Raw genomic sequence first — 24,007 nt, 5'->3', positions numbered from 1 at the left:
CCGGTGCAGGCAAGGCGCCAGTATGCCACCCGGTGCCGGAGGTCTTCCGGCACCGGGGCGGATTAGGGGCGTGACACCGCGGCCCGGGGCCAGACACCGAGCTCGTACTCGCCCGCCGCGAGCCATACATCGCGCATGGCCGCCGGATCGCCGATGGAGGGACGGGGCGTGATGACCACGCCGGTGCTGCCCGGCGCACCGGCGCGGGACAACTGGAACAACGGCAGGCCATCGTTGCCTGCGCGCGCCCTTACGGCTCGCAGGTCCACACGCACCCAGCCACGTGCGACGGAACCGAGGGTGTCCCCCGTGCCGACGCCGGCCAGGACCGAACCGGGAATGCCTGCCAGCGGTGTTTCCGGGGGGAGCGTCAATCCGGCGACGCCCGCGACGCGCCCCTGCGCAAGGACGCCCTGCGGGATACGTATGTCCACGGCGCCGGTGCGCGCGGCGACTTCCGCTTCGGACAGGTAGATCCATACCGTGTCCGGCCATGCCGTGGGCGGCAACGCCACCAGCGGCGCCGCGGGCGGTCTTGTCAGCGCGAGGCCTGCCGGATGGCGCACGGCGACTCCGCCGGAGAAACCCGGTTGCGGTCCCGACGGGCGCGGTGCCGACGACGCCGCCGCGGCGCGCGGCCGTATCGCAAACGGCTCCACGCGGCCCAGGGGCGGGATCCTCGGGATCCGCGGGATCTGTTCTGCGTATTCCAGTGCGCGATGGAAATAGCCCTGCTGCACGAGGGTGAGGCCCCGTCCGCGCAACGCGGCGTCCGCAGGCCGCATGCTGGCGTAGATCGACACGGCATCGGCACGGCTGCCCGTGAGACGGCTCAACTCGCTGAGCAGGGCCCTTCGCTGGTTCTGGCTGAGCGTGGCCACGCGTGGCTGGGCACGCTCGGCCCGCATGCGTCCCAGCAGCTTGCGTGAGCCATTCTCGCCACCCCCACGCAACCCGACACCCCGCGACATTCGCCACGCACCGGAAACGCCGCGCTCGACCGCGGGACCGGTGAAATGCGCGTCCAGGGCTCCCGGGCGTGCGAGCCGCCATGTGCCAGCGCCCGCATCGAAGCGCACGCCGTACAGCCGGCCGTGCTGGCTGATGTAATGATTGTCGCGAAGCGTGAGCACGCCCGCATGCACCGACTCGGCCGTGGCGGGGTCGATGCCATGGGCGACGAAACGCGACTCGAAGATGGCGTCCGGATGGGGTACACGCTGGCGGCTGGACACCACACTGGCCGAGCGGTGGCCGGCACGGACCAGGCTACCCGGAAGCCGTGCACCCGGCAGCGATCGCACCCCGATGACGTTCAGTGACGAGTGATACGCCTGGACCAGGTCGAGAAAGGCTTGTGGATGATCGCCTGCCTTGATGTTTTCTTCCATCCGCCACAGAGCGGGCATGATCTGTCCCGTCTGTCGCAGGGCCTGCGCGAGAACCTCGCCCGCGAGGTGGGGCACAGGGCTGGCGGCGGCGGTCGCTGACGCCAGTGCGTGCGTGGCCGACTGCCAGTCCGCTGATGTCGTGGCGCGGGTAAGGGTGGCGACATGATCCTTCATCAACGACACCGAGGTGGCATACAGTGCATCGATCAGATGGCCTTCCACCACGCGGTGATCGAGATTTTCCTCCATGCGTGTGTAGTGCCCCGGATCCTGCTGCGCAAACACCCAGTGGCTTCGTTGCGCGGCGTCGGATACCTTGAATCGTCGTGAGCCGTTGGCCGCGGTTTCCGCGAACGTGCCGGGAAGCCGGTCGAGCAACCAGCCTTCGTTCGCGGGGTTCAGGAAGAAACGGCGCGCCGCGTCTTCGCGCGAATGGAATTCGCGGAACACCACGTCGTCGGGGGCGCCGGGCGTGTAGAGCACCACACGGGACGAGCTGTTCTGCGAGCTGGTGCCAACCTCGAACACCTCCGCCAGGGGTACGCCGCCATACGTCACCTGGCGTGCCACGATCGTGTACCCGTCGACGGTGGGGCGCGACGACGGCGTCGGTGCGTCGATCACCGCCTTCATCCAGCGATAGCCGACGTCCCGGTCGGCATAGGCGAACGCCCGCGGTACATCCTGCCGATAGTAGGACAGGCGGCATTCCTCCAGTTCGAAACGCATGCGGGCCTGCTGCAGGTCGCGAGCGATCGCGCGCGACATCGTCGCCTGCGGGGACGACATCAGCTGCCGATCGAGGTAATCGGCATACGCGGTCCCCACGTCAGCCCTGCGCACGATGTCGCGGATGGCCCGCCCGTCGAGCGACACCGACGGCGCGGCGCCATCGGCGCGTTCCAGGCCCAGCGCTGCCACGGAGAGGCGGCCGATGTTCTGGTAAGCGAACTCCACCAGCCCGGCGCGTTGGGTCGATGGCCCCTGGAAGACATGGGAAAGCAGCCCCGTCACCTCGCCGGGCACAGGGGTGATGCGCACGACGAGATCGGCCGGTGCGTCGGTGACGCCACGTGCCGTGAGTTCGCGCTTCAAGGCGTCTTCGACGAACTCGCCTAGTGGCGTGATATCGGTGAGGCCCGCAGCGGCTCGTCGCTGGCTGGCGGTGGCAAGGGCATCGACGTAGGCTTGGCGTGCGTGTTTCCAGTCGGCGCGTACGGATGCGGGCAGGCTGGCCAGTCGTGCTTCCTGCACGGCGTCGCCCAGACGTACGTCGCGGCGCGCCAGCATCGCATGCACGTCGAGGTGGTCGTTCATGTCCAGTGCGTCGCGCACGCGATCGGCCAGTGCGCCCGCATCGACGAGGCCTTCGGCGACATCGCTCCAGGCCTCCGCGACGCGTTGCTCCTGCACGCGCGCGATCCGCGAGACCAGCTCATGGAAGGGGTCCGGACCCATGGCGCGTGACGAGACAAACGGCGCATCCAGCAGCGGTTCGATGTCGTCTTGCACGATGCCGGGCAGTTCCTCGTCGGTCAGCAGGGCTTCGCGGAAATGCTTCTCGGCGGCTTCGTGCAGGTCGTCCATGCCGGAAAAGGCCTGCCAGCCGGCATCCGGCATGAAAAGCAGCACGAGGTCGGTTTCATCCGGTTTTTGCAGCACCAGCGCCCCGGCGTAGGGGGTGTCGCCGATGAGCAGTTCGCTGGCGATAAACCCCGGTGATGTTGCCGGGGATCGTGAGAACGATGTGGCCCACGCCACCGCGCGCTCGTCCAGCGTGCCGTCCAGCCCTAGCAGCACGGCATCGTCGCGCATCGCGCCGGCCAGTTGCGTGGCGAGCGCGGAAGCACGGGTGACGGGGTCTGCCCCCGGCGCGAGGACGACGGGGGCGCGCCAATAGTCGGTGAGACCGTCCAGGTAGGCGTCTTTCCCTTGCGTCGTGGGCGAGACGGGCCATACGGGCAAGGCGCTGCGTTGTTCCACGAGCCAGCGCTGCACGTCGGCCAGACGCCTGACGGTATCGAGTGCCTGCTGATGCTCGCTCTGGGTTAGTGCGGGCGGTGCCTGCGGCGGGGTGGTGTCCATATCGCGTCCTTTGCGTGGGGAGTCTCCACGTAAAGGTTAGGCAGGCCGAGGGGGTCGGTCTGTCCGTGTCGCACGCCGACAACGTGCCGCCGTCTTACAGCACGGCTGTGGGGAAACCCCTCAGAGCTTATAAGCGCGATGGATCGCGACGATGCCACCGGTGAGGTTGCGCACTTCCACGTGGCCGAATCCGGCTGCCAGCATCATGCCCTTGAGCGTTTCCTGGTCGGGATGCTTGCGGATCGACTCGGCGAGGTACTGGTAGCTGTCGCCGTCGTTGGCGAACAGCCGGCCCAGGCGCGGGAGGATCTGGAAGGAATGCACGTCGTACAGACGCGAGAGGACCGGGCTGTGAACCTTCGAGAACTCCAGCACCAGCGCGCGTCCACCGGGCTTGAGGATCCGGTGCATATCGGCCAGCGCCTTGTCCTTGTCGGTGACGTTGCGCAGGCCGAAGGCGATGGTCACGGCGTCGAAACTGTTGTCGGGAAACGGAAGCGTCTCCGCGTTCATCTGCGCCCAGCGCAGCCCCGAGACCAGGCCTCGGTCGGTCAGGCGGTCGCGACCGACACCCAGCATGGCGGCGTTGATATCGCCCACCACCACTTCACCCTCGTCCCCGACCACCGGCTTGAGCAGGGCGGCGATGTCCCCCGTGCCACCCGCCAGGTCGAGCACGCGGTCGCCGCGACGCACACCGCTGACCGCGACGAAATGGCGCTTCCACAGGCGATGGACGCCGAAGGACATCAGATCGTTCATGAGGTCGTAACTGCGTGCGACCGAGGTGAATACCTGGCCGACGAGTTTTTGTTTGTCTGCGACAGGTACGTCGCGGAAACCGAAATGAGTGGTGTCGTGCTTGTCCATCCATGGATGGTACCCCGTTGCCGATCCCCGGGCGAGCCGTCGCGCCGTGCGGGGATCGGCAGGGTGCGAGGGGCTAGGGGAGATTCAGGGCCGTGAAATCGCCGGCCTCCAGCCCGAGGAAACTGAGCGGGAAACCGGCATCGGGCTGGAGCACATAGGTGGTGACGCCACCGTGCCGGTCCTCGATGACGCGGATCCCCGGACGATCGCCGGCCCCGAGCCGCGCGCGGTATCGATCCAGGCGGATGTGCAGCCAGTCGTGGCCATCCGCGGGCAAGGGTGCATCACCTCTTGCCGGCAGCCCCCGCAGGCCCGATCGGGGTACCGATTGCAGCGGCACGACCAGCGAGCCATCCCGCCCCATGCCGAGCAGCGCATCGCCCGGGTGATGCGCGTGCCATACCGAAGCGGGCCATTCCTCCGGTGACAGGACACGCCACGTCGCGCCGGGCGGCGGCGCGGCGCCCGGAGGCAGCGGCTCGACCGGCGTGCTGCGTGCTTCGCGCAGGGCGTCGTTCCAGGCCGTTCGCTGACGCAGCGTCACGAAGCGCGGCGTCGGTTGGGAGGTGGCTTCCCAGTAGAGCAGGTTGGCCTCACCCACATTGTGCAGGCGGCGTCGGAACGCGTGCTGGAACGTCCAGCGCTGGAACTCGGAAAGTCCCTGCAACTCCTGCCCCATGATGCCGCGCGTGTTGGGCTGCGGCATGGCCCCCGGTTCCACCCAGCCGCCACGCAGGCCGATATCCGTCCGGACCCGCCACGGGCCCGAAGGTCCGGGTTCGATGAGGGGGCCGGGGAAGGTCACGTCCACGGCGTTGGGCCGCTTCAGCCGCCAGGCATCCACCGCGGCGTCCTGGCGTATCTCGAAAACACGGCCTTGCTGACGGAGGTAGCGACGCCCATCCAGCCAGTGAATGCCGTTTGCATCCGGTCGCGTCCCGCTGAGATCGACGCCGTCGACGGCATACCGGGTGTCAAGCGACGGATGGCGGTCGGGAAGACGCAGCGATGACGGCGCGCGCTTCCCGCCGCGACCTTGCGGCAAGGTCAGCACGGACCGGCGGCCAGCGGAAAGTGCACCATGCCAACCCGCCAGGCTCAGGGACGCGGTGTACGCCTCGGTGAAATCCACGAAGGCCTGGCTGCCATTACCGGCCTTGACGTTATCGTAGAAACGCCACGTGGCCTGCAACGCCTGGCCGACGGCACTGATGGTCTCCATGATCGGTGCCGTTGGGCCGCGACTTCCCGACAAGGCTACCCGGAGAATTCCCTTGATCGAATCGGCATCGGCCTGGGCCGTGCTTCGCCCGGCCCAGGCCACGTCGCGGGACTGTCGCACGATCTCCGCATCGAACAGGGCCGTGCGGACGTCGCCATCCACGACCCGTTCCTCAAAGGGGCCCTCCGTGAGCGTGCCACGGCCATCGCTGGGGGCGCTCAGCACCCAGTGCGCACGCGCCGTCGATGCGGACACGCGAAAGCGCCGTCCGCTGCCGTTGGGACGTGTCTCGCCGAATTCGGCGGGAAGCCGCCGCAGCAGGTATTCCTCGAACGCGGGTGCATACAAAAAGTGTCGTGCGGCCGTCGCCCGGTCGGCGAACTCGCGGAACGACAGGCCATCCGGCGCCCCGGGCGTGTAGAGCACCACGCGCGACGAGCTGCGCGGATCCTGCACGCCGATGACCAGCACGTCGCTGACCACCTCGCCCTGATAGACCAGTTGTTGCACGCTGACGCGGTGGCCGCCCACGGTGCGCCGGGTGGCGGCAGCCGGGCTGTCGAGCACCGCTTCGACCATGCGGTATCCCCGGTCGTCGTTGTCGTCGAGGAAAACAGCGGGTTCGTCGGTGAGGTAAGAAGCCATGCGTGCGTCGGCGGCTTCCAGGCGCATGCGCGCCTGCTGCAGGCGCATGGTGCTCGTGCGATAAGGGCGGCCGTCGGGATCGCGCAGCTTTTCGCGCAGGTACGTGGCGAAGCGGGGCGCGAGGTTGATTTCGCGAACGATGTCACGCAGTGCCTGCAAGGGTGGCGGCGTGCCTTTCGCGCTGATCACGCGCAACGATCGCGCATCGATGACGCCGGTGTTGCGCAGCGCGAATTCGGCGAGGCTCATGCGTGTCGTGCCGGTCGATGAGGTTGAGCCCGGCAGGGTCAATGCTTCCGTGCCGGTGGTCTCGATCGCGATGTCGGCCGGATCGACGTCGATCCGTTGCCGCGACAGCGCAGCGACGAGTTCGCGCCGGCTCCACTGTGGAAGGTCGAGCGGAATGTGCGAGGGATGCCGCTGTGCGGAACCGACGGCCAGCATGCCGGCCATCCGATATTCCGCTACGGCGCGGCGCCAGCCCTGCGCCACCTCGGCGGGCACGCGCGCCAGGCGTGCCTCGCTTGCCGCTACCGCGAGGCGCATTTCGCGCGCGCTGATCAGGCCGAACACGTCGATCAGGTCGTGCAGGTCGTCGGCGGCCGCGATGTCGTCGGCGAATGGCGACGCATCTGCCGCGCCCGCTTCCGGCCATGCGTCCGCCACCTTCTGACGGTGCAGCTCGCCCATGCGGTGCGCGAGGGACTGGAATACATCGCCGTGCAGGGGCGCGGAATCGACGAAGCGTACCGCGGTGACGACCTGCTGTGCCTCGTCCGCGCGCACGCCCGGCAGCGTCTGGTGGAGGGCCATGACCTGGCGCAGGCGAACCTCCGTGCGCGCGTGCAACGCATCGAGCGTTTCGAAAGTCTCCCAGCCATGGTCCGGCGTAAAGAGCAGCGTGGGCGATCCTGGCGTTTCGCGGGTGACGATCACCGCGCCGGCGTAATCGGCTTCGCCGATGCGCAGGCTGCGTACGTCGGTACCCGGCGGCAACGCGCCGCCGTAGGAGCGAGCGAAACCGGTGGCCAGCGAAGCGGCTGCCTCGTCCAGGGTGCCGTCGATGCGTCGCACGATGGCTTCGTCGCGCATGGTGGCGGCAAGTCGTGCCGCCAGGGCGTCGATACGCGCCACGGAGGGCGTGCCGGGCGCACCATCGACCGGCTGGCGCCACCACGCATCCAATCCGGCAAGGTACGCCGTGCGATCTTCGGCGTGGGGTGTGGCCGGCAGGGCGGGGAGCGCGGCTTGCTGCTCGGCCAGCCATGCCTGCACGTCCAGCAGTCGCCGAAGCCCGTCGATGGCCTCCTGTTGCGTACTGCTGACGATGGCAGGCGGTGCCTGCGGTGGAGTCATATCCATGCTGCATCCTTTGCTTGGGAAAGTCCGTCGCAAAGGTTAGGTGCGTGGCCCGCGCGTGTCTGTCCCCGGCCAGGCGCGTGCCGTGTCGGGTGATCCAAGGCAGCGGCGTGGGCGGCGCGTCGACGTCGTCACCGCCCGGCCTTACACGCCCGGATGCTCCCGATGACGTATTTCCTCGTTGGCCACATGGCGCTCATGCAGCGACTCGGCGGTGGTTTCACCAGGATCGGCGGGCGGCCGCGCGTCCAGGTCGCGATCGTTGTCGCCGCCGGGGGTGATCTTCAGAATCGAGTGACGCACCTCGCGCGCGAGGATGACGCGTGCATCGCGCACCATGTCCTCCAGGGCGTCGCTGAAATCCAGCTTGCCCGCCTTGTCCGTCCAGACGATCTTCACCTCGCGCAGTTTCTGGATGAAGCCGCGGAACAGCGCCTTGTCGAAGAACTCCGGTGCCGACAGCTCGTTGAGCAGGCCCAGTCGCTGGGCCGTGAGCGTGCACGCGGTTTCCAGCTCGCCGGAACTCATGGTGTGCGGGCCGTTCTTCACCAGCGCGGCGATGGCGATGTAATACCGCTCGAAGGCCTGCAGCATGCTTCGTGCGATGACGCGGAGCTGGTACGCGCCGTCGTCCTGGCCCGGTCCGCGCTCGAGCACGCGACCATCGGCGCTGGACTCGAGCAGGCCCCGGCGGACGAAGAACTCGATGGTGTCCTGCAACTGTGCCGCAAAGCCGTCCTGGTCCCAGGGCAGGAACAGTTCGCCCTGGATGAACGGGTAGATGACCCGGCCCAGCCGGATGACGGACGAGCGCGACATGCGGCGGTTGTTGAGGAAGCACGCCGCCACCCACGCCGCCGCCGCGTTGAGGTGCAGCACGTTGTTGCGGAAGTAGGACAGCAACACCGCCTGTTCGCCGTCCGTGACGAGCACGTCGCCCAGCGGATGGCGCACCCGACGAATCCAGCCCATCTGCTCGCCATAGGCGACGATGCTTTGCGGGTTCATCGGCGTGATGGTGACCCGATCCGAGTAAGGCAGTTCGACGAACATCGACTTCGTCAGTTCGAGCTGGGCCAACAGGTCGTTTTCCGCCATCGCGTGCTTCGGCGTGGCCAGCACCACAAGCGCCAGCAGGTTGATCGGGTTGACGTCTGCGGCGCGGTTGATGTTGATCTGGATGCGGTCGGCAAGATCGTCGACCACGCTGTTCATCCAGTCCGGTCGGGTATCGGCGTCCGCGGTGGTCGCGCGCCAGTCGGGGGCGACGGCATCGAGCATCGGCGTGAGTGCGATCGGCTCGCCGAAGTTCAGCGTCACGTGGCCGTAGCGCTGGCGCAGCACCTTCAGGCCGCGGATCAGGCCGAGCAGGGATTCCTTCTCCTTCGGCTTGCCCGACAGTTCGCCGATGTAGGACTTGCCTTCCATCAGTTTCTCGTAGCCGATGTACACCGGCTGGAACAGCACGGGGCGGCGCGGCGCACGCAGGAACGCGCGCAGCGTCATCACCAGCATGCCGGCGCGTGGCGCGAGCAGGCGCCCCGTGCGCGAGCGGCCGCCCTCGATGAAATATTCCAGCGGCACGCCGCGGTCCACCAGCTGCGCGAGGTATTCGTTGAACACCACGGAGTAAAGCGCGTTGCCCTTGAAACTGCGGCGCAGGAAGAACGCACCGCCGCGGCGCAGGATCGGACCCACCACCGGCAGGTTGAGGTTGACGCCGGCGGCGATGTGCGGCGGCACCACGCCCGAGTGATGCAGCTGGTAGGACAGCAGCAGGTAATCGGTGTGGCTGCGGTGGCAGGGCACGTAGATCACTTCGTGGCCGGGAGCCGCGGCACGCGCCTTGTCGAAATGGTGCATCGCGATGCCGTCGTACAGCTTGTTCCAGAAGTTGGACAGCAGGAACGAGGACGAGCGCACCACGGGATGCGAGTAATCCGCCGAGATCTCCAGCGCGAAATCGCGCGCGCGACGCTGCGCCTTGGCCAGCGTGATGTTTTCCTTGCTGGCGGTGGCGGCGATGGCGTCGCGGACCGGCTCGGTGGTGAGCACGGCATCGACCACGGTGCGGCGATGGGAAAGGTCGGGTCCGATCACCGCGGCGCGAACGCGACGGAAGTGGGTGCGCAGCACGCGGGCGATCTTGCGGGTCAGCCGCTCGGGCGTGAGGCTGTGCGATTCGCCCATGACATCGCGCAACGAGACCGGCGTGGAGAAATGGACCACGGTATCGCGACCGTTGAGCAACAGCGCCAGCATCCGGCGGAAGCGGCCCACCACCAGCCAGTTTTCCGCGAACAACACGCTGAACCAGCCGCTTTCGCGGGCCGGTGCGCGGCCGACGTAGATCGACACCGGCACCACCTGGATGTCGCGCGTGGGATCGTCCTCGATCGCGCGGATCAGCTGGCCGAGCGGTTCCTTCGGGCCCCTGGCGTCCGTGCGCCCGAACAGCCAGCCGTGCCGGCGGCTCAGTGAGAACACGGACCGGCGCCGACGGCCAGGCAGCTCGAGCAGCTGCATCGGGCTGGGCAAGCCGGCCTCGCGGCAGGCGCGCTCGAGGATCAGGGCATCCGACGTGCCGTCGCGCTCGATGGCATAGCAGACCGCCGCGCCGCTCCTGAGCAGGGTGGTCGGCTCGGCCGGATCGCGCTTGATCCGGACCCAGGGTTCGAGGACACGCCCCAGCAGCTTGAACCACCAGGGTGAACGGGCGACATGGACGTGCGGAACCGCACTCATCGGGATTTCGGACATGCGGCGATTGTACGGCCTCAGCGCGCCCGGGCGGCTGCGACGGGTGCGCCGGGGGCTTGCCGGGCGTGGCGGCGGTGGCCGCCGGCGCGGGCGCGCTCGTGGCCGGGGCGGGCTGGGCAAGGCGTGCATGGTCGTCGCGAACGCGTTGAAGCAGGTCGCTGTCGTACCAGCGGCCGTCGAGCAGCACCAGGGTTGCGTCGGTCTGGATCGGCTTGTCGAGAAGGGTATAGGTGATTTTCACGTGCGCCGAACCGCCGTTGTTTTCCAGCGTATCGATGCTCACCGAGTCGAAGCTCTTGTCCACGGACAGGCCGTAGACCGCCAGCAGGCGCTTGAAGCCGAGCCACCCCGTGGACCACGTGGCCATGGATTGCTCGAAGTTCATCGTGTGCAGGGCGTCGGGGGTGGAGAGGCCCGCCTTGCGTGCGGTATCCACGAGGATGCCGATCGCCTCCCGGGCGTGCCCCTGGTCGCCCCAGGCGACGGTCTGCGTCCAGGGGGCGACGATGTTCACCGCCTCGCGCAGCTGCCGTTTCTGCGGCACGGTAAGGTCCTTGGCCTGGTCGATCGCGGTGAGCGCCATCGATTGGCCAACACCCGCGATCAGCGGCATCTGGTCCTTGTAGTCGCGATCGAAGCGCAGCAGCGTGGGCCGCAGGTCGGCGAACAGTTTCTTCTCGGCATCCGGCTCGGTCAGGCGTTTCACGCCCGCCTCGAACTTGGCGCGATCGGCCGGGTCCATCGGTGCCTCGGCCTCGTTGCGGCGCGGCCAGTCCGCGCGCAGATTGGCGAAATCGGCCGGGGGCAGGGCATGGCGCCAGAACATGTCGAACTTGCCGTCGCGGATCAGCTCCAGCGAAGCGCGTGTGGCGTCCTCCGGCGAACCGCCGCCCGGCGTGCCCGGCGTTTCCGCCTTTTTCTTGTCGCAGGCGGCGACGGACACGAGCAGGGCCAGGAGGACCGGTACCAGCAGGAGGGAGCGGCGCATGGGGGCTTCGACGTCTCGGCACGGCGGGGACGGGGAGCGTACAAGAAAAAACCCCGGAGACTCATCGTCTCACGGGGTTATCCAGCCCGAAGCCGGTAAGGGAAATGGCCTTGCCCGCCTTGCTTTGAAGCGCCACGGGTTTCGGCGACGGGGATGATAGTTGGATGACATTGTTAAAGCAATACATCATCTAGAGTCATCTAAGCTATTGATTTAATTGATGCGTAGTGCGTCCAGTTTCTTCTGGCGCCGTTCCGGCCGCGACAGCTCGAAATCATTGTCGAACAGCGCCGGCTCCCACGAACCGTACGTGGGGTTGGGCAGGACGAACCAGCGTTCGCCGATCCACGCCGTGTAAGGCGCCATGGCACGACTGCGGCCCTCGCGCGTGTTTCCGGGGATGCTGGTGAAATCGCCCAGCTGGTCGCCGAACTGCATCAGCACCCGGTGGTGGGCGCCGATCCGCTGCCGCCGGCAGCTCTTCTCGCTGCCTGCCTGCTCGCAACCGTCGACGACCGTGCCCAGGCCGAGGAAGGATTCCTTGCCGGCGACGGGGAAACCGGCGCTGCGCAGGTTGGCCAGCGTGGCTTCGTCGAGGTCACGGGCCCGGTTGGAAATGTAGAACACGGCGATGCCGTGGTCCGCGGCAAAGCGGGTGAAGGCCAGGGCACCGGGCAGCGGCCGGGCTGCCGCTTCCTTGCACCAGGCCGCCCACTCCGCCTCGTTGTATTCGCCGCCGGAACGCACCAGCCGCGCCTGGTAAGGCGAGTTGTCGAGCACGGTCTCGTCGATATCGAGGATCACGGCCGGCTTGAGGCCCTTCAGCGAGGGGTGCGCGGCGCGGTCGTCCTTCGGTAACGCGTCCCACGTGGGGTCTTGCTTCGCCTTGAGGATTTTCTCCTGCGCCTCGCGGAAGGTCTGCAGGTAGATCAGGTCGTGCTCGTCGGCGCGCTGCGACCAGGCCACCGCGTTGAGGTTGTCGTCGGCACCGGCGCCCGAGGCAGGTGCCGGGAGCGTTGCCGCGGCAGTAGGGGCCCCTGCTGGAGTCGCCGGGGCGGCAGCCCGCGGCGCATGGGCGCAACCGCCCGTGGTCAGGGCGAGGACGGCCGCAAGGGCGACCGGAGCGAACTTCATCATGGAAACCCCTTGTCGATCGGGTATCGGCACCCGAGGGGCGGCGATTCTGCGCGCAGTTTACGACAGCCTGACGACGGGGGCATGCCTCTGGCGCTGCCGCCCCACGTACTGACAGACTGCGGCCTTACCCACGACGAGATCGTCCATGGACGCTTCGCCCTCACGGACCCGCGCCGTGCGCATCGCCAGCTATGTCGCCGCGGGTAGCGGCTTGCTGCTGATCCTGTGGCTGCGCCTGCTTCCGGCCCTGCTCGCTGGCCTGCTCGTCTATGAGATGGTGGTCTCCACGGCGCCCCTGATGGGGCGCCGCCTGCCGAACGACCGCGCACGCGTGCTGGCCGTGGCGGTGATCGGGATCGTGGTGGTCGGTCTGCTGACCTTGCTGATCCTGGGCGGCATCAGCTACTTCCGCAACGAGATCGGCAATCCGCAGGAGTTGTGGCAGGACCGCCTTATGCCGCTGGTGGAGCGTGCGCGGCAGCAGCTGCCCCCCGCCATCGTCGATCGCCTGCCCGACAGCGTCGAGGCGCTCCGTTACACGGCGATGGACTGGGCCCGCTCGCACGCGGTGGCGCTGCAACTGGCAGGCAAGGAGGCTGCGCGCGTGCTGGTGCATATCCTCATCGGCCTGATCCTCGGCGCCATCGTCGCCCTCAGCCGCACGCGGCCCAGCCATCAGGTGGGGCCGTTCGCCGCCGAGATGTCACTGCGTAGCGCGCGGCTCGCCGACGCGTTCCACAACATCGTCTTCGCCCAGATCAAGATCTCGATGGTCAATACCGTGTTCACGGCGATCTACCTGCTAGGCATCCTGCCCCTGTTCGGCGTGCACCTGCCGCTGACCAAGACGCTGATCGTCGTGACGTTCCTCGTGGGGCTGCTGCCCGTGATCGGCAATCTTATGTCCAACACGGCCATCACCATCGTCGGGTTGTCCGTCTCGCTTTACGTGGGCCTGGGCGCGCTGGTGTTCCTGGTCGTGATCCACAAGCTGGAATACTTCCTCAACGCGCGCATCGTCGGCGTGCAGATCCGGGCCCGCGCCTGGGAGCTGCTGGTGGCCATGCTGATGTTCGAGGCGGCGTTCGGGCTGCCGGGAGTGGTCGCGGCGCCGATTTTCTACGCCTACCTCAAGTCTGAACTCGAGGCCGCGCGTTTGATCTGACGTTCATCGTCGTGATGCTGGAATCGCCGCCATTCAAGGAACCCGACATGATCAGCACGCCCGGATCTTCCCGCGCCATCCGCGTGGCCACCTATATCCTCGCGGCGCTGGCGCTGTGGGGTGTGCTGATGTTGCACCTCGTCTCCGCGCTGCTGGCGGGGCTGCTGGTCTACGAGGTGGTCGAGGCGCTGACCCCGCTGATCCGGCGCGTCATCCCGGGTGAACGGGCCCGCCTCATCGCGGTGGGCGTGGTCACGGTAATCGTGGTGGGCGCCATCGTGCTGCTGGTCTTTGCGGCCCTGAGCTTCTATCGCCGCGACGTCGGCGATCCACAGCAACTGTGGGATGCAAAGCTGGTGCCGCTGCTGGACAAGGCGCACGAGCAACTGCCTGCGTGGCTGACCTCGCGCCTGCCCGACAGCCTCAACGACTTCCGAACCCAGGGCATGGGCTGGGCCCACGAGCACGCGGGCGACCTGAAGCTGGTCGGCACCACGGCTGCCCGGGTGACGGCGCATATCCTGATCGGCCTGGTGCTGGGTGCCATCGTCGCCGTGTCGCACGGGGCGGGCGGTCGGCCGGCCAAGCCGCTCGCATTCGAGCTGTCGACCCGCTCGATGCGCCTCGCCGACGCGTTTCACAACATCATCTTCGCCCAACTGAAGATATCGGCGATCAACACGACGCTGGCGGCGCTGTTCCTGCTGGTGGCGCTTCCGCTCTTGGGCGTGCACGTGCCACTGGCGAAGACGCTGGTGATCGTGACCTTCGTGGTGGGCCTGCTGCCGGTGGCGGGCAACCTCATTTCCAACGTGCTGATCGTGGTGGCGGGGTTGTCCGTCGCGTTGTGGGTCGGCGTGGCGGCGCTGGTATTCCTGGTCGTGGTGCACAAGCTGGAATACTTCCTCAACGCGAAGATCGTCGGCGGGCAGATCCGTGCGCGCACGTGGGAACTGCTGATCGCGATGCTGGTGTTCGAGGCGGCGTTCGGCATCGCCGGACTGGTGGCGGCGCCGATCTACTACGCGTACCTGAAGAGCGAGCTGGAATCGGAAGGGCTTATCTGAGGCATCAGCCACCGCCCGCCAGCATCGCGCGGATGCGGGCAATGTGGGTGTCGGCGGCTTCCTTCTTCACCTCGGCGTCGGCGTCCGGGTCCTTGCCGTCCCAATGCAGGTCGTCCTGCGGCAGTTCCTCGAGGAAGCGGCTGGGGTCGTTCGAAAGCACCTCGCCGTACTTGCGCGAGCGGGCGGAGAAGGACAGGGTCAGCATCTCCTTGGCGCGCGTGATGCCGACGTACATCAGGCGGCGCTCCTCGTCGAGGCGGCCTTCGTCGATGGCACCTTCGTGTGGCAGCGTGCCGTCTTCGCAGCCGACGATGAAGACGAAACGGAACTCCAGCCCCTTCGCCGAGTGCAGGGTCATCATGCGCAGTGCGTTGCCGGGATCGTCGCGGTCGGCGTGACTGAGCAGGGCGAGCTGGGCGGCGATGTCGCCGGTGCGGCCGCCGTCGCGGCCCATGGCGCGGAACCAGTCGACCAGTTCGCGCAGGTTGCCCAGGCGGCGCTCGCGCAGCACCTCGTCGGTGGTGGACGCCGCGATCTGCGCGCCGTAACCGGTTTTCTCGATCACGGTGTTGACCAGGTCGGCGGCGCTCTCATGCACGGCATGGCTGCGCAGTTCGTCCATCAATCGCGCGAAACCGGCCAGCGCCGAGGCGGCGCGCGGCGCGATGGTTTTCAGTGCGCTGTCGCTGCGTGCGGCATCCAGCAAGGATGCGTTGCGGGACTGCGCCATCTGCCCGAGTTTTTCCAGTGACGTGGCGCCGATCTCGCGCTTGGGTACGTTGACCACGCGCAGGAAGGCGGCATCGTCGGTCGGGTTGGTCAGCAGCCGCAGGTAGCAGAGGATGTCCTTCACTTCCGCGCGATCGAGGAACGAAAGGGCGCCGCTGAGGTGATACGGCACGCGGGCGAGACGCAGCGCCTTCTCGATCACACGTGCCTGGAAGTTGCCCCGGTACAGGATGCAGAAGTCATCCCAGCGAATGCCTTTTTCCTTGTACTTCTCGTGCAGGCTGGCCGCGATGGAAGCGATGCGTTCTGCTTCGTGGTCGTTGTCCTTGCATTCCAGCACGCGGATGGGCGGGCCTTCGGCATGATCGCTCCACAGGCGCTTCTCGTGCACGTGCGGGTTGTTGGCGATCAGATGGTTGGCCGCACGCAGGATGCGCTTGGCGCAGCGGTAGTTCTGCTCCAGCTTGATCACGCGCAGGTTGGTGAAGTCGCGCCCGAGCTGGTCGATGTTCTCGGGGTTCGCGCCGCGCCAGGCGTAGATGCTCTGGTCGTCGTCGCCCACGCAGGTGAAGCGCGCCTTGGGACCGGCGATGGCCTTGAGCAGGCGGTACTGCGCGTCGTTGGTGTCCTGGTATTCGTCGACCAGCAGGTAGCGCAGGCGCTCCTGCCAGACGGCACGCGCATCGTCGTCGGTTTCCAGGATGCGCAGCGGCAGCCGGATCAGGTCGTCGAAGTCCACCGCGTTGAACGCGGCGAGGCGCTGCTGGTATAGGTCGTAGATGGTGGCCGCTTCTATCTCGCGCGGGCTGCGCGCCGAGGCCATGGCTTCCTCCGGGGACAGGCCGCCGTTCTTGGCCTTGCCCACCAGATTGCGGATGCCCTGGATCACTTCCGGCTTCACGCCCTTGGGCGAGAGTTCCTTGATCATGTTGGCGCTGTCGTCGGCGTCCAGCACGGAGAACCCGCGACGCAGCTGCGCGCGGTCGTGCTCGATCTGCAGGAACTTCAGGCCGAGCGCGTGGAAAGTGCAGACCGTGAGCGCCTTGGCCGACTGCTCGGAAATGAGCTTGCCGACGCGCTCGCGCATTTCCTTCGCCGCCTTGTTGGTGAAGGTGATCGCGGCGATCTTCTCGGCGGCCAGATGGCGGCGCGAGATCAGGTGCGAGATCTTTTCGGTGATGACGCGCGTCTTGCCCGAGCCGGCACCGGCCAGCACGAGGAGGGGACCGTCGCAGTACTCGACGGCCGCGTGTTGTTGCGGATTGAGCATCGGGATTCGGGCCGGAAAGGACAGGCGGACGAGACCGGAGATGGTATCAGGTGCCGGCCCGGGGGAAGGGAACGCGACCGTACTCTCAGCGACGGCGAGACTGCCGGCGACGACGCCAGGCGGTACCATGTGCGGTCACGCATCGGAACGACCGGCATGGCCAAGCTGTATTTCTACTATTCGGCAATGAATGCCGGCAAGACCACCACGCTGCTGCAGAGCGCGCACAACTACCACGAGCGCGGCATGCGCACGCTGATCCTCACCCCGGCGCTGGACAACCGCTACGGCGAAGGCGTGGTGGCGTCGCGCATCGGCCTGCAGGCCCGCGCGCTGCGCTTCGCCGGTGACGAGGACATCCTGGCCATCGTGGAGCGGGATATCGCCCGCCGCGGTCCGCTGCACTGCGTGCTGGTGGACGAGGCGCAGTTCATGAGCAAGGCCCAGGTCTGGCAGCTGTCCGACGTGGTGGACCGGCTGGGGATTCCGGTGCTGGCCTACGGCCTGCGCACCGATTTCCGCGGCGAACTGTTCGAGGGCAGCCGCTACCTGCTGGCCTGGGCGGACAACCTGGAAGAGATCAAGACGATCTGCCATTCGGGCAGGAAGGCCACGATGGTGGTTCGTGTGGATGAGCATGGCCGGGCGGTGACCCAGGGCCCGCAGGTTGAGATCGGCGGCAACGACCGCTATGTCTCGGTCAGCCGCGCGGAGTTCAAGAGCGTCACCGCGGGCGATGGCCGTATCGAGTTGCAGCAATCCGTGCTGCCGCTCGGCGAAACCGATTCCGACGAAGGACAGCCCGCGTGACCGAAACGATTACTGCCGCCCCCTCATGGCCGCGTCCCCACTGGCAGCCCAGCGATGAAGAGGCCGTGCTGCTCTTTTTCGTCTTCGGCGCCTTTCCGGAAGACCTGGCCATCCCCGCGGCACGCTACGGTAGCCCGGGCCTGCCCGACGGTGTGGAGCTGCAACGCTTCCAGAACGCCGTGCTGTCCAAGTGGGAAGGCTATCCCCTGGCGGGCGCGCTGGGCGAACTGCTGCGCGAGGATAGCCCGGAGGCTTTCGCGGCAGCCAAGGCCGCGCCGCATGTCGTGGCCATCCGTGGGCGCTTTGCCGACCGCGAGGCCCTGGATTACCTGCGTGACACGCTCGGCGTCGTGGCGGCCCTGACGGACATCGGCGGCAAGGCGGTGGTCGATCCGCAGATCCTCAGCCTGTTCGATGCTGCGAGCTGGCGTGAGCACTACCTGATCAAGGGTGGCGCACCCACGCGCCACCACGTGCTGATCCTGTGCAGCCCGGAAGAGGCCAAGGGCCGCTCCTGGATCCGCACGCGTGGCATGCGCAAGTTCGGGCGTCCGGACATCAGCCTGACCAACGTGCCCGACCGCGAGATCGACCGCGCGGGTGCGCTGGCGGAGCGCTTCGTCGACCTGGGCGCCCTCGGGGCGCATTTCGAGGAAGGGCAGACGGTCGAGGTGGACGGCGTAGCGGGTGGACTGACCGTGGCCCTTTCAGGCGACGAGACCGACCCGCTGTTCAACAACTCGCACGCGGCGATGCGCTGGCCGGATTGATCAGGCCTGGCAGGACGGGCAGTAGCAAGAAGCACGCTGCCCGAGCGTGACGACCCGGATCGGCGAGCCACACTGCTTGCACGGCTCGCCGCCCCGGCCGTAGACGAAAAGCTCCTGGAAGAAATACCCGGGTGCCCCGTCGGGCGCGAGGAAATCGCGCAGCGTGGTGCCGCCCCGGGAAATCGCGTACGCCAGGATGCGCTTGATCTCGGCGGCGAGCCGGGCATAGCGCTGCCGCGACACCTTGCCCGCCGCGCGGCGGGGATCGATCCCCGCGGCAAACAGCGCCTCGCTGGCGTAGATGTTGCCCACGCCGACCACGATGGCGTTGTCCATGATGAAGGTCTTGACCGCCGCGCTGCGTCCCTGTGCCAGGCGCCACAGCACGTCACCGTCGAAGGCGTCGGTCAGCGGCTCCGGCCCGATGCCATCCAGCAGGGCATGGGTTTCCCCCGGCATCTGCCACAGCAGTGCGCCGAACCGGCGCGGGTCGGTCAGGCGCAGCGCCTGGTCGGTTTCCAGCACGATGTCCACGTGGTCGTGCTTGCCCGGCGGCGTGTCCCGCGGCAGCACGCGCAACATACCGGACATGCCCAGGTGGAGCAGGGCCGTGCCCGCCTGCGTTCGCAGCAGCAGGTACTTGGCGCGACGCTCCACCGCCTCGATCACCTGCCCGGGCAAGTGCGAAGTGATCTCCGGCGGAATGGGCCAGCGCAGGTCCGGCCGACGAAGCACCACGCCGGTGACGCGGCGTCCTTCCAGGTGCGGCGCGATCCCGCGGCGGGTGGTTTCGACTTCGGGCAGTTCGGGCATGCGCGGAAGATGGGGCCTGTCGCGGCGGCTGGCAACTACCACGGAGCCCTGGGAATCAGGGCAGGGGGTTCAGGGCGGCGCGCCGGCGCGCGTCGGCAGGGCGGCGGTTCGCTCGGCCCGCGGTAGCGCCTGCGCGGGCACGAAGGCGATGCGATTCCCCACCCTCGCGTAGCGTTGCCTGCCGAGCGCGGCCAAGTCGCCGAAGTCGATGCGCACATCGTCGAGCGCCAGCACGGCGATCGGCGGCGCCAGGCCGATCTTCGCCGGGTCGAACGCCGCGGACGGTTTCCAGTCGGACACCGGTGTGGCCGCGAGCGCGGCCAGGTCATCCAGCCGGCCCTGGTCGACCACGCTACCGTTGCCCTCGGCGATCCAGCGCCCGTCGCGCCGCTCGAAGCGCTGCGGGGTGCTGCCCTTGAACGCGACCTCGATACGCGTGATCGCTTCCGGGTCGAGCGGCGTCAGCGTATGCGCGCGGGCATCGCTTTCGTCCACGTGCCATTGCCACGCCACGGCACCGACCAGCAACGTCAGCACCAGCAGTCCGATCAGCCGGCTTCGCATGTCAGCGCCTCCGGCGTCGCCACGCGATGCCCACGCCGGTGCCCAGCAGCAGGAGGGGCAGGGCGACGAGGAAGCCGAAGGTGAGCGCATTGAGCCCGTCCTGCGACAACGCGATGATGCGGTCGGGCGCGCCGCGCGCCGGCAGGTTCACCAGCACGTCGTCGCCTAGCAGCCAGTCGAGCACGCGCTCTCCAAGGGCCCGGTTGCCGCCGTTGCCGATGTACGTGTTGGAAAGGAAGTCGCCATCGCCGATCACGACCGCGCGCTGTTCGTTGCGATCGGGGCGCGGCGACAGGCGGTTGAGCGCGAAGCCGAAATCCAGCGGCCCCTTCAGTTCACCGGCCTCGGGATGGAACGCCACGGTGGAGGCATGCGCGTTGTCGATGCCGCCGAAGGCGGTCCAGCTGCGCTCGCCCGAGCGCAGGAACGGCACCACGGCCCAGTCGTGATCGGACACCTGCGCCAGCGCCGACACCTGCGGAAACAGGGCACTTTCGTGGAATCCCCGGGTGATGGCGTGGAAGGGGTAGTCCCCCACGACGACCAGGCGGGGGTCGGCGACATTCAGGGTGCTGCCCTGGCCATCCACCAGCACGCCGGGCAGCACCCGCACGCCGAGCGCGTCGGCGAGCGGACCGGTGCCCAGGTCGTCGTTGCCCGGCTCGGTCAGCCACAAGAGGTTGCCGCCGTCGCGCAGGTAGTCCACCAGCGCGGCGACGCTCGCCGCCGGCAAGGGCGCGCCGGGGCTGGCGAGCACGACCAGGTCGGTGTGCTCGGGAACGCCGCGTGTCTGGCTGAAGTTGAGTGGCACGGCACGGATGCCGCGGCGTTCGATCTGGCCCATGAAGGTGCCGAGATCCGCATTGGCGTGGCCATCGGCCTGTCGCTCGCCATCGCCGGTGACGAAGGCGACCACCCGCTCGCCCCCGCGCGCCAGGCGTTCCAGCGCGTTGGACAGGTTGCGCTCGTTGATCGGGCTTTCCACGCGTTGCTCGCGGCCCTGGTAGCGCACCAGCAAGGCGCCGTCGCCGGCGATGCCCAGCTGGCGTGATGCCGCCGGATCGAGGTCGGGATCGACGAAGGACAGGTGCAGGTCTTTCTTCTGGCGCGTGTAACGCTCGAGCACGGCGGCGATCTGCTCGCGCAGCGGGCCGGTCGGCGAGAGGTAACCGATCACCTCGACCGGGCCGTGGAGCGCGTCCAGCACGGCCACGCTTTCCGGTGCCAGGCTGGCGCGGCCACCGCGTGTCCAGTCCGCCGTCCACACATGACGCGAGCTGAGGAAACCGAGGCAGCCGGTCGCCACCAGCAGGCCCAGCAGCACCAGCCAGCGATCGAGGCGGCGCATCACTGGCGCTCCCGGTCGGCGCCGAGGCGGCGGATGGCGAGTGTCAGCGACAGGGCGATCGCCAGCGCGAACCAGGCCAGGTCGGACGACATCACCAGCCCGCGGATCAGGTGCTGCAGGTGGGTCGCCATGGCCAGCCATTCGAGGAAGCCCCCGCTTACGCCGGCCGCCTGCGCGCCGCGGTCGATGGTCCAGAGCGCCAGCGTGACGATGAGTGACATGGCCGCCGCGATCGCCGGGAACGCCGTGGCGGCCGAGCAGGCAAGGCCGATGGCCGCCAGCGTCGCGAGGAACAGGCCCGTGCCCAGCGTGGCCGCGGCGAGCTTGCCCCAGTCTGCGGTGGAGGCGGCGCCCACGCAGAGAGGCATGGCCACCGTGGCCGCCAGCCACAGGGCGAGCCAGCCCAGCACCGCGATGTACTTGCCCAGCACGATGCGTGTCGGCGACAGGCCGGTCGATGCCAATAGTGCCAGGGTGCCGGCACGGCGCTCGCCGGCCAGCTGCGTCATGGTCATCAGCGGCACCACGAGGAAGGCGAGTTTGGCCAGTTCCGCCAGCAGCGGGATGGCGACCAGATCGGTGAATCCCGGCGCGTCGGCGCTGCCGGCCAGCTTCACCTGGGCGCCGAGGAACTGGCCCAGGCCGAGCACGAATGTCCAGGTCAGCCAGGCGATGGTGAGTGCGGCAAGCGCCCAGGCCAGCGGGCGAACGAGGAGGCGGCGCCATTCCAGGCGAGCGACAGCGGCGACGGTCACGCGTGGCCTCCCGTGGCGATACCGAAAAACACGGCTTCGACATCGCCACGGCCGTCGGCGTCATGCAGGGGAGCGTCGTGCCGGAGCCGCCCCTCGTGGAGGATCGCCACCCGATCACAGACGGCCACCACTTCGCCCAGCACGTGGGTGGACAGGATCACCGCGGCGCCCGCCGCGGCGCGTTCCCGGATCAGTCCACGCAGTTCGGCGACCTGGACCGGGTCAAGCGCGTTGGCCGGTTCGTCCAGGATCACGAGCGCGGGCTGGTGGACCAGGGCACAGGCCAACCCGAGGCGCTGTCGCTGGCCCTGTGACAGCACGCCGGCAAGACGCCGGCGGAGGTCGCCCAGCTGGAGCCGGGCGATGATGGCGTCGGTGGCCGTTCTCGCGTCCTTGCGTGCGGCGCCGCGAAGGCGCGAAAACGCCAGCAGGTGTTCGTCTACGGACAACTCGGGCCACAGCGGTGCACTCTCGGGTAGCCAGCCGAGCTTTTTCCGGGCCAAGGAGGGCTGCGCGATGAAGTCCTTGCCGTCGATGTCGATCCGGCCACCTTCCGGCCGGAGGGCGCCCGCGAGCATGGCGAGGGTGGTCGACTTGCCTGCTCCGTTCACGCCCAGCAGGCCCAGGACTTCGCCCCGGTTCAGGCTGAACGACACGTCCTCGACCGCTTGTCTCCCCGCACGGCGACGCGACACCCGCGACACGTTCAGCAAAGGGGGCGCAGTCATGGCGCCGTGAGCACGAATGACGCGCAACGGCGGGCATCGTGCGCACAAAATGCCGCCACGGATCGACCATGCTGAACGTGTAAGGGATCTGTCATCCCGCGATTGTGCGGAATGGGGTCTGGAAATCACAACAGCCGGCTTCACATCTGGCCATTTTCCAGGCTGGTGGGTATGGGATTGGCTCGCTAGACTGGCACCTGTACGACACCTTCACTCCCCGCGCGGTACCGACCTGATGTTCGACACCCTGCTCGATTTCCTGGCCAACGGCCTCACTCGCGCCAGCTGGGGCGAGATAGTCATCTATGTCCTCGTGGTCACCCAGCTCACCATCTTCACGGTGACGCTGTATTACCACCGCAGCGCTACGCACCGCGGCGTGGATTTCCATTGGACCCTCAACGGCTTCTTCCGCTTCTGGGGCTGGCTCACCACGGGCATGGTGGTGAAGGAATGGGTCGCCATTCATCGCAAGCACCACGCCAAGGTCGAGACCGAGGAAGATCCGCACAGCCCGCAGGTCTTCGGCATCAAAAAGGTGTTCCTCGACGGCGTATCGCTCTATCGCGAGGCCAGCTACAACAAGGCCGACATGGAGAAGTACGGTCGCGGCACGCCGGATGACTGGTTCGAGCGCAAGCTGTTCGGCGCGCACCCCTACTGGGGCCCGGTCCTGATGGCCTTCATCGACGTGGCGCTGTTCGGCGTGATCGGCATGGCCATCTGGGCCGTGCAGATGGCCTGGATTCCGTTCTGGGCTGCCGGTTTCGTCAACGGCATCGGCCACTGGTGGGGTTACCGCAACTTCGAAAGCTCCGACACTGCGACCAACATATCGCCGTGGGGCTTCTGGATCGGCGGTGAAGAACTGCACAACAACCACCACGCGTTCCCCAGTTCGGCCAAGTTCGCCCTGCGCAAGTGGGAGTTCGACATCGGCTGGGCGGTGATCTGCAGCCTGCGTTTCTTCCGCCTCGCCAAGGTGCTGCGCGTGGCACCCACCCTGAACATCCGTCCGAATGTGCACCTGCCGGATTCGGAGACGCTCAAGGGCGTGCTGGCGCTGCGCTTCCAGGCCACCACCGACTACTACCGCAACGTCATCCTGCCGACCATGCGCGAGGAAATGACCCAGGCCGGCGACAGCCTGAAGGCCGTGCCGCGTCGCGTGCGTCGGGCACTGGCCGATGGTGGGCGCTGGCTCGACCACGATGCGCGCGAGCGCATGCAGGCGGCGCTGGCCAACCGCCCCGCGCTGACTACGGTCTGCGAGTTCCGCGCCCGGCTGGTGGCGTTGATGGAAGAGCGCGGTGGCGACAAGGCCCTGAAGTCGTTGCAGCAGTGGATCGCCGAGGCCGAGGAAAGCGGCATCCGCTCGCTGCAGCAGTTTGCCCAGCGCCTCAAGGGCTATTCGGCGGTGGGCGCGTAAGCGCAAACGGTCAGCGGTTATTGGAAAGGCTCGCCATCACTGGCGGGCCTTTTTTACGGTTCTTCGCGCGTTAGCGGGGAGGAGGCGTCGGGACGGGCCCGG

Annotated in this window: 17 protein-coding genes; 6 read left to right on the top strand and 11 right to left on the bottom strand. The window is 67.9% G+C overall.

Annotation, left to right across the window (positions count from 1 at the left end; all coding sequences use genetic code 11):
* Positions 1 to 62: 62 nt before the first annotated feature.
* From FA89_RS03510 to plsB, 4 genes are all read right to left on the bottom strand, one after another.
* Entirely contained in the window at positions 63 to 3,476 is a 3,414-nt protein-coding gene (locus tag FA89_RS03510; protein WP_036138251.1) for a DUF6543 domain-containing protein, read from the bottom strand.
* Between the two features lie 120 nt (positions 3,477 to 3,596).
* The gene (gene ubiE / locus FA89_RS03505) at positions 3,597 to 4,346 is read right to left on the bottom strand and encodes a bifunctional demethylmenaquinone methyltransferase/2-methoxy-6-polyprenyl-1,4-benzoquinol methylase UbiE (RefSeq protein ID WP_036138249.1); all 750 of its coding nucleotides are present in this window, start codon (positions 4,344 to 4,346) and stop codon (positions 3,597 to 3,599) included.
* Positions 4,347 to 4,419: 73 nt separating this feature from the next.
* Entirely contained in the window at positions 4,420 to 7,575 is a 3,156-nt protein-coding gene (locus tag FA89_RS03500; RefSeq protein ID WP_036138246.1) for a dermonecrotic toxin domain-containing protein, read from the bottom strand.
* A 141-nt stretch (positions 7,576 to 7,716) separates the two neighbouring features.
* Positions 7,717 to 10,317 carry a glycerol-3-phosphate 1-O-acyltransferase PlsB gene (gene plsB, locus FA89_RS03495; RefSeq protein WP_036138243.1) on the bottom strand — a complete coding sequence of 867 codons (2,601 nt, stop codon included), beginning with the start codon at positions 10,315 to 10,317 and terminating at the stop codon, positions 7,717 to 7,719.
* Between the two features lie 142 nt (positions 10,318 to 10,459).
* Here plsB and FA89_RS03490 point away from each other — a divergent pair, with 142 nt between their 5' ends.
* Complete coding sequence (locus FA89_RS03490; RefSeq protein ID WP_036138240.1) at positions 10,460 to 11,419, top strand: hypothetical protein; 960 nt, start codon at positions 10,460 to 10,462, stop codon at positions 11,417 to 11,419.
* A gap of 114 nt (positions 11,420 to 11,533) precedes the next feature.
* Here the strand turns inward: FA89_RS03490 and FA89_RS03485 are convergent, their stop codons facing one another.
* On the bottom strand, positions 11,534 to 12,457 hold the full coding sequence (locus FA89_RS03485) for a 5'-nucleotidase, lipoprotein e(P4) family (protein ID WP_036138238.1): 924 nt from the start codon (positions 12,455 to 12,457) through the stop codon (positions 11,534 to 11,536).
* 145 nt (positions 12,458 to 12,602) lie between these two features.
* Between FA89_RS03485 and FA89_RS03480 the strand changes: the two genes are divergently transcribed.
* A complete protein-coding gene (locus FA89_RS03480) occupies positions 12,603 to 13,622 on the top strand; it encodes an AI-2E family transporter (protein ID WP_036138236.1) in 1,020 nt (339 codons plus the stop codon).
* A 47-nt stretch (positions 13,623 to 13,669) separates the two neighbouring features.
* Positions 13,670 to 14,689, top strand: a complete 1,020-nt coding sequence (locus tag FA89_RS03475) for an AI-2E family transporter (RefSeq protein WP_036143587.1) — start codon at positions 13,670 to 13,672, stop codon at positions 14,687 to 14,689.
* 4 nt (positions 14,690 to 14,693) lie between these two features.
* Here the strand turns inward: FA89_RS03475 and FA89_RS03470 are convergent, their stop codons facing one another.
* Positions 14,694 to 16,688 carry a UvrD-helicase domain-containing protein gene (locus FA89_RS03470; protein WP_036138234.1) on the bottom strand — a complete coding sequence of 665 codons (1,995 nt, stop codon included), beginning with the start codon at positions 16,686 to 16,688 and terminating at the stop codon, positions 14,694 to 14,696.
* Between the two features lie 156 nt (positions 16,689 to 16,844).
* On the opposite strand from FA89_RS03470, the gene FA89_RS03465 reads away from it, so the two are divergent.
* Both FA89_RS03465 and FA89_RS03460 read left to right on the top strand, forming a co-directional pair.
* Positions 16,845 to 17,498: a thymidine kinase gene (locus FA89_RS03465; protein ID WP_036138231.1), complete on the top strand. Its 654-nt coding sequence runs from the start codon at positions 16,845 to 16,847 to the stop codon at positions 17,496 to 17,498.
* Positions 17,495 to 18,268: a hypothetical protein gene (locus FA89_RS03460; RefSeq protein WP_185754215.1), complete on the top strand. Its 774-nt coding sequence runs from the start codon at positions 17,495 to 17,497 to the stop codon at positions 18,266 to 18,268. Before FA89_RS03465 ends, FA89_RS03460 begins: the two co-directional genes overlap by 4 nt.
* Here the strand turns inward: FA89_RS03460 and mutM are convergent, their stop codons facing one another.
* The 5 genes from mutM to FA89_RS03435 all read right to left on the bottom strand — a co-directional run bounded on the left by mutM (position 18,269) and on the right by FA89_RS03435 (position 22,476).
* On the bottom strand, positions 18,269 to 19,081 hold the full coding sequence (gene mutM, locus FA89_RS03455; protein WP_036138229.1) for a bifunctional DNA-formamidopyrimidine glycosylase/DNA-(apurinic or apyrimidinic site) lyase: 813 nt from the start codon (positions 19,079 to 19,081) through the stop codon (positions 18,269 to 18,271). It abuts the gene before it with no gap.
* 69 nt (positions 19,082 to 19,150) lie between these two features.
* Complete coding sequence (locus tag FA89_RS03450) at positions 19,151 to 19,645, bottom strand: hypothetical protein (RefSeq protein ID WP_036138226.1); 495 nt, start codon at positions 19,643 to 19,645, stop codon at positions 19,151 to 19,153.
* Between the two features lies 1 nt (position 19,646).
* Positions 19,647 to 20,993 (bottom strand): GldG family protein, encoded by a 1,347-nt coding sequence (locus FA89_RS03445; protein ID WP_036138224.1) that lies wholly within the window; start codon positions 20,991 to 20,993, stop codon positions 19,647 to 19,649.
* Positions 20,993 to 21,748, bottom strand: a complete 756-nt coding sequence (locus tag FA89_RS03440) for an ABC transporter permease (protein ID WP_036138222.1) — start codon at positions 21,746 to 21,748, stop codon at positions 20,993 to 20,995. The genes FA89_RS03445 and FA89_RS03440 overlap by 1 nt, the downstream gene beginning before the upstream one ends.
* Positions 21,745 to 22,476, bottom strand: coding sequence for an ABC transporter ATP-binding protein (locus FA89_RS03435; protein ID WP_036138220.1), 732 nt, complete (start codon positions 22,474 to 22,476; stop codon positions 21,745 to 21,747). Before FA89_RS03435 ends, FA89_RS03440 begins: the two co-directional genes overlap by 4 nt.
* 235 nt (positions 22,477 to 22,711) lie before the next feature.
* On the opposite strand from FA89_RS03435, the gene FA89_RS03430 reads away from it, so the two are divergent.
* Positions 22,712 to 23,905 (top strand): DesA family fatty acid desaturase, encoded by a 1,194-nt coding sequence (locus tag FA89_RS03430; protein ID WP_036138213.1) that lies wholly within the window; start codon positions 22,712 to 22,714, stop codon positions 23,903 to 23,905.
* The last annotated feature ends 102 nt before the right edge of the window (positions 23,906 to 24,007 follow it).

Origin of the sequence: Luteibacter sp. 9135, assembly GCF_000745005.1 — a bacterium.
Lineage (GTDB): Bacteria > Pseudomonadota > Gammaproteobacteria > Xanthomonadales > Rhodanobacteraceae > Luteibacter.
Note: the sequence above shows the minus strand (reverse complement) of the source record. Positions and strands in the feature narration are given on the sequence as shown.

Bases quoted from the DNA above. Each gene is read 5' to 3' on its own strand.
- FA89_RS03475 (WP_036143587.1), top strand. From the start codon at position 13,670: ATGATCAGCACGCCCGGATCTTCCCGCGCCATCCGCGTGGCCACCTAT.
- plsB (WP_036138243.1), bottom strand. From the start codon at position 10,317: ATGAGTGCGGTTCCGCACGTCCATGTCGCCCGTTCACCCTGGTGGTTC.
- FA89_RS03430 (WP_036138213.1), top strand. From the start codon at position 22,712: ATGTTCGACACCCTGCTCGATTTCCTGGCCAACGGCCTCACTCGCGCC.
- FA89_RS03445 (WP_036138224.1), bottom strand. From the start codon at position 20,993: ATGCGCCGCCTCGATCGCTGGCTGGTGCTGCTGGGCCTGCTGGTGGCG.
- mutM (WP_036138229.1), bottom strand. From the start codon at position 19,081: ATGCCCGAACTGCCCGAAGTCGAAACCACCCGCCGCGGGATCGCGCCG.
- FA89_RS03435 (WP_036138220.1), bottom strand. From the start codon at position 22,476: ATGACTGCGCCCCCTTTGCTGAACGTGTCGCGGGTGTCGCGTCGCCGT.
- FA89_RS03450 (WP_036138226.1), bottom strand. From the start codon at position 19,645: ATGCGAAGCCGGCTGATCGGACTGCTGGTGCTGACGTTGCTGGTCGGT.
- FA89_RS03500 (WP_036138246.1), bottom strand. From the start codon at position 7,575: ATGGATATGACTCCACCGCAGGCACCGCCTGCCATCGTCAGCAGTACG.
- FA89_RS03465 (WP_036138231.1), top strand. From the start codon at position 16,845: ATGGCCAAGCTGTATTTCTACTATTCGGCAATGAATGCCGGCAAGACC.
- FA89_RS03485 (WP_036138238.1), bottom strand. From the start codon at position 12,457: ATGATGAAGTTCGCTCCGGTCGCCCTTGCGGCCGTCCTCGCCCTGACC.
- FA89_RS03510 (WP_036138251.1), bottom strand. From the start codon at position 3,476: ATGGACACCACCCCGCCGCAGGCACCGCCCGCACTAACCCAGAGCGAG.
- FA89_RS03480 (WP_036138236.1), top strand. From the start codon at position 12,603: ATGGACGCTTCGCCCTCACGGACCCGCGCCGTGCGCATCGCCAGCTAT.
- FA89_RS03470 (WP_036138234.1), bottom strand. From the start codon at position 16,688: ATGCTCAATCCGCAACAACACGCGGCCGTCGAGTACTGCGACGGTCCC.
- ubiE (WP_036138249.1), bottom strand. From the start codon at position 4,346: ATGGACAAGCACGACACCACTCATTTCGGTTTCCGCGACGTACCTGTC.
- FA89_RS03490 (WP_036138240.1), top strand. From the start codon at position 10,460: ATGGTCGTCGCGAACGCGTTGAAGCAGGTCGCTGTCGTACCAGCGGCC.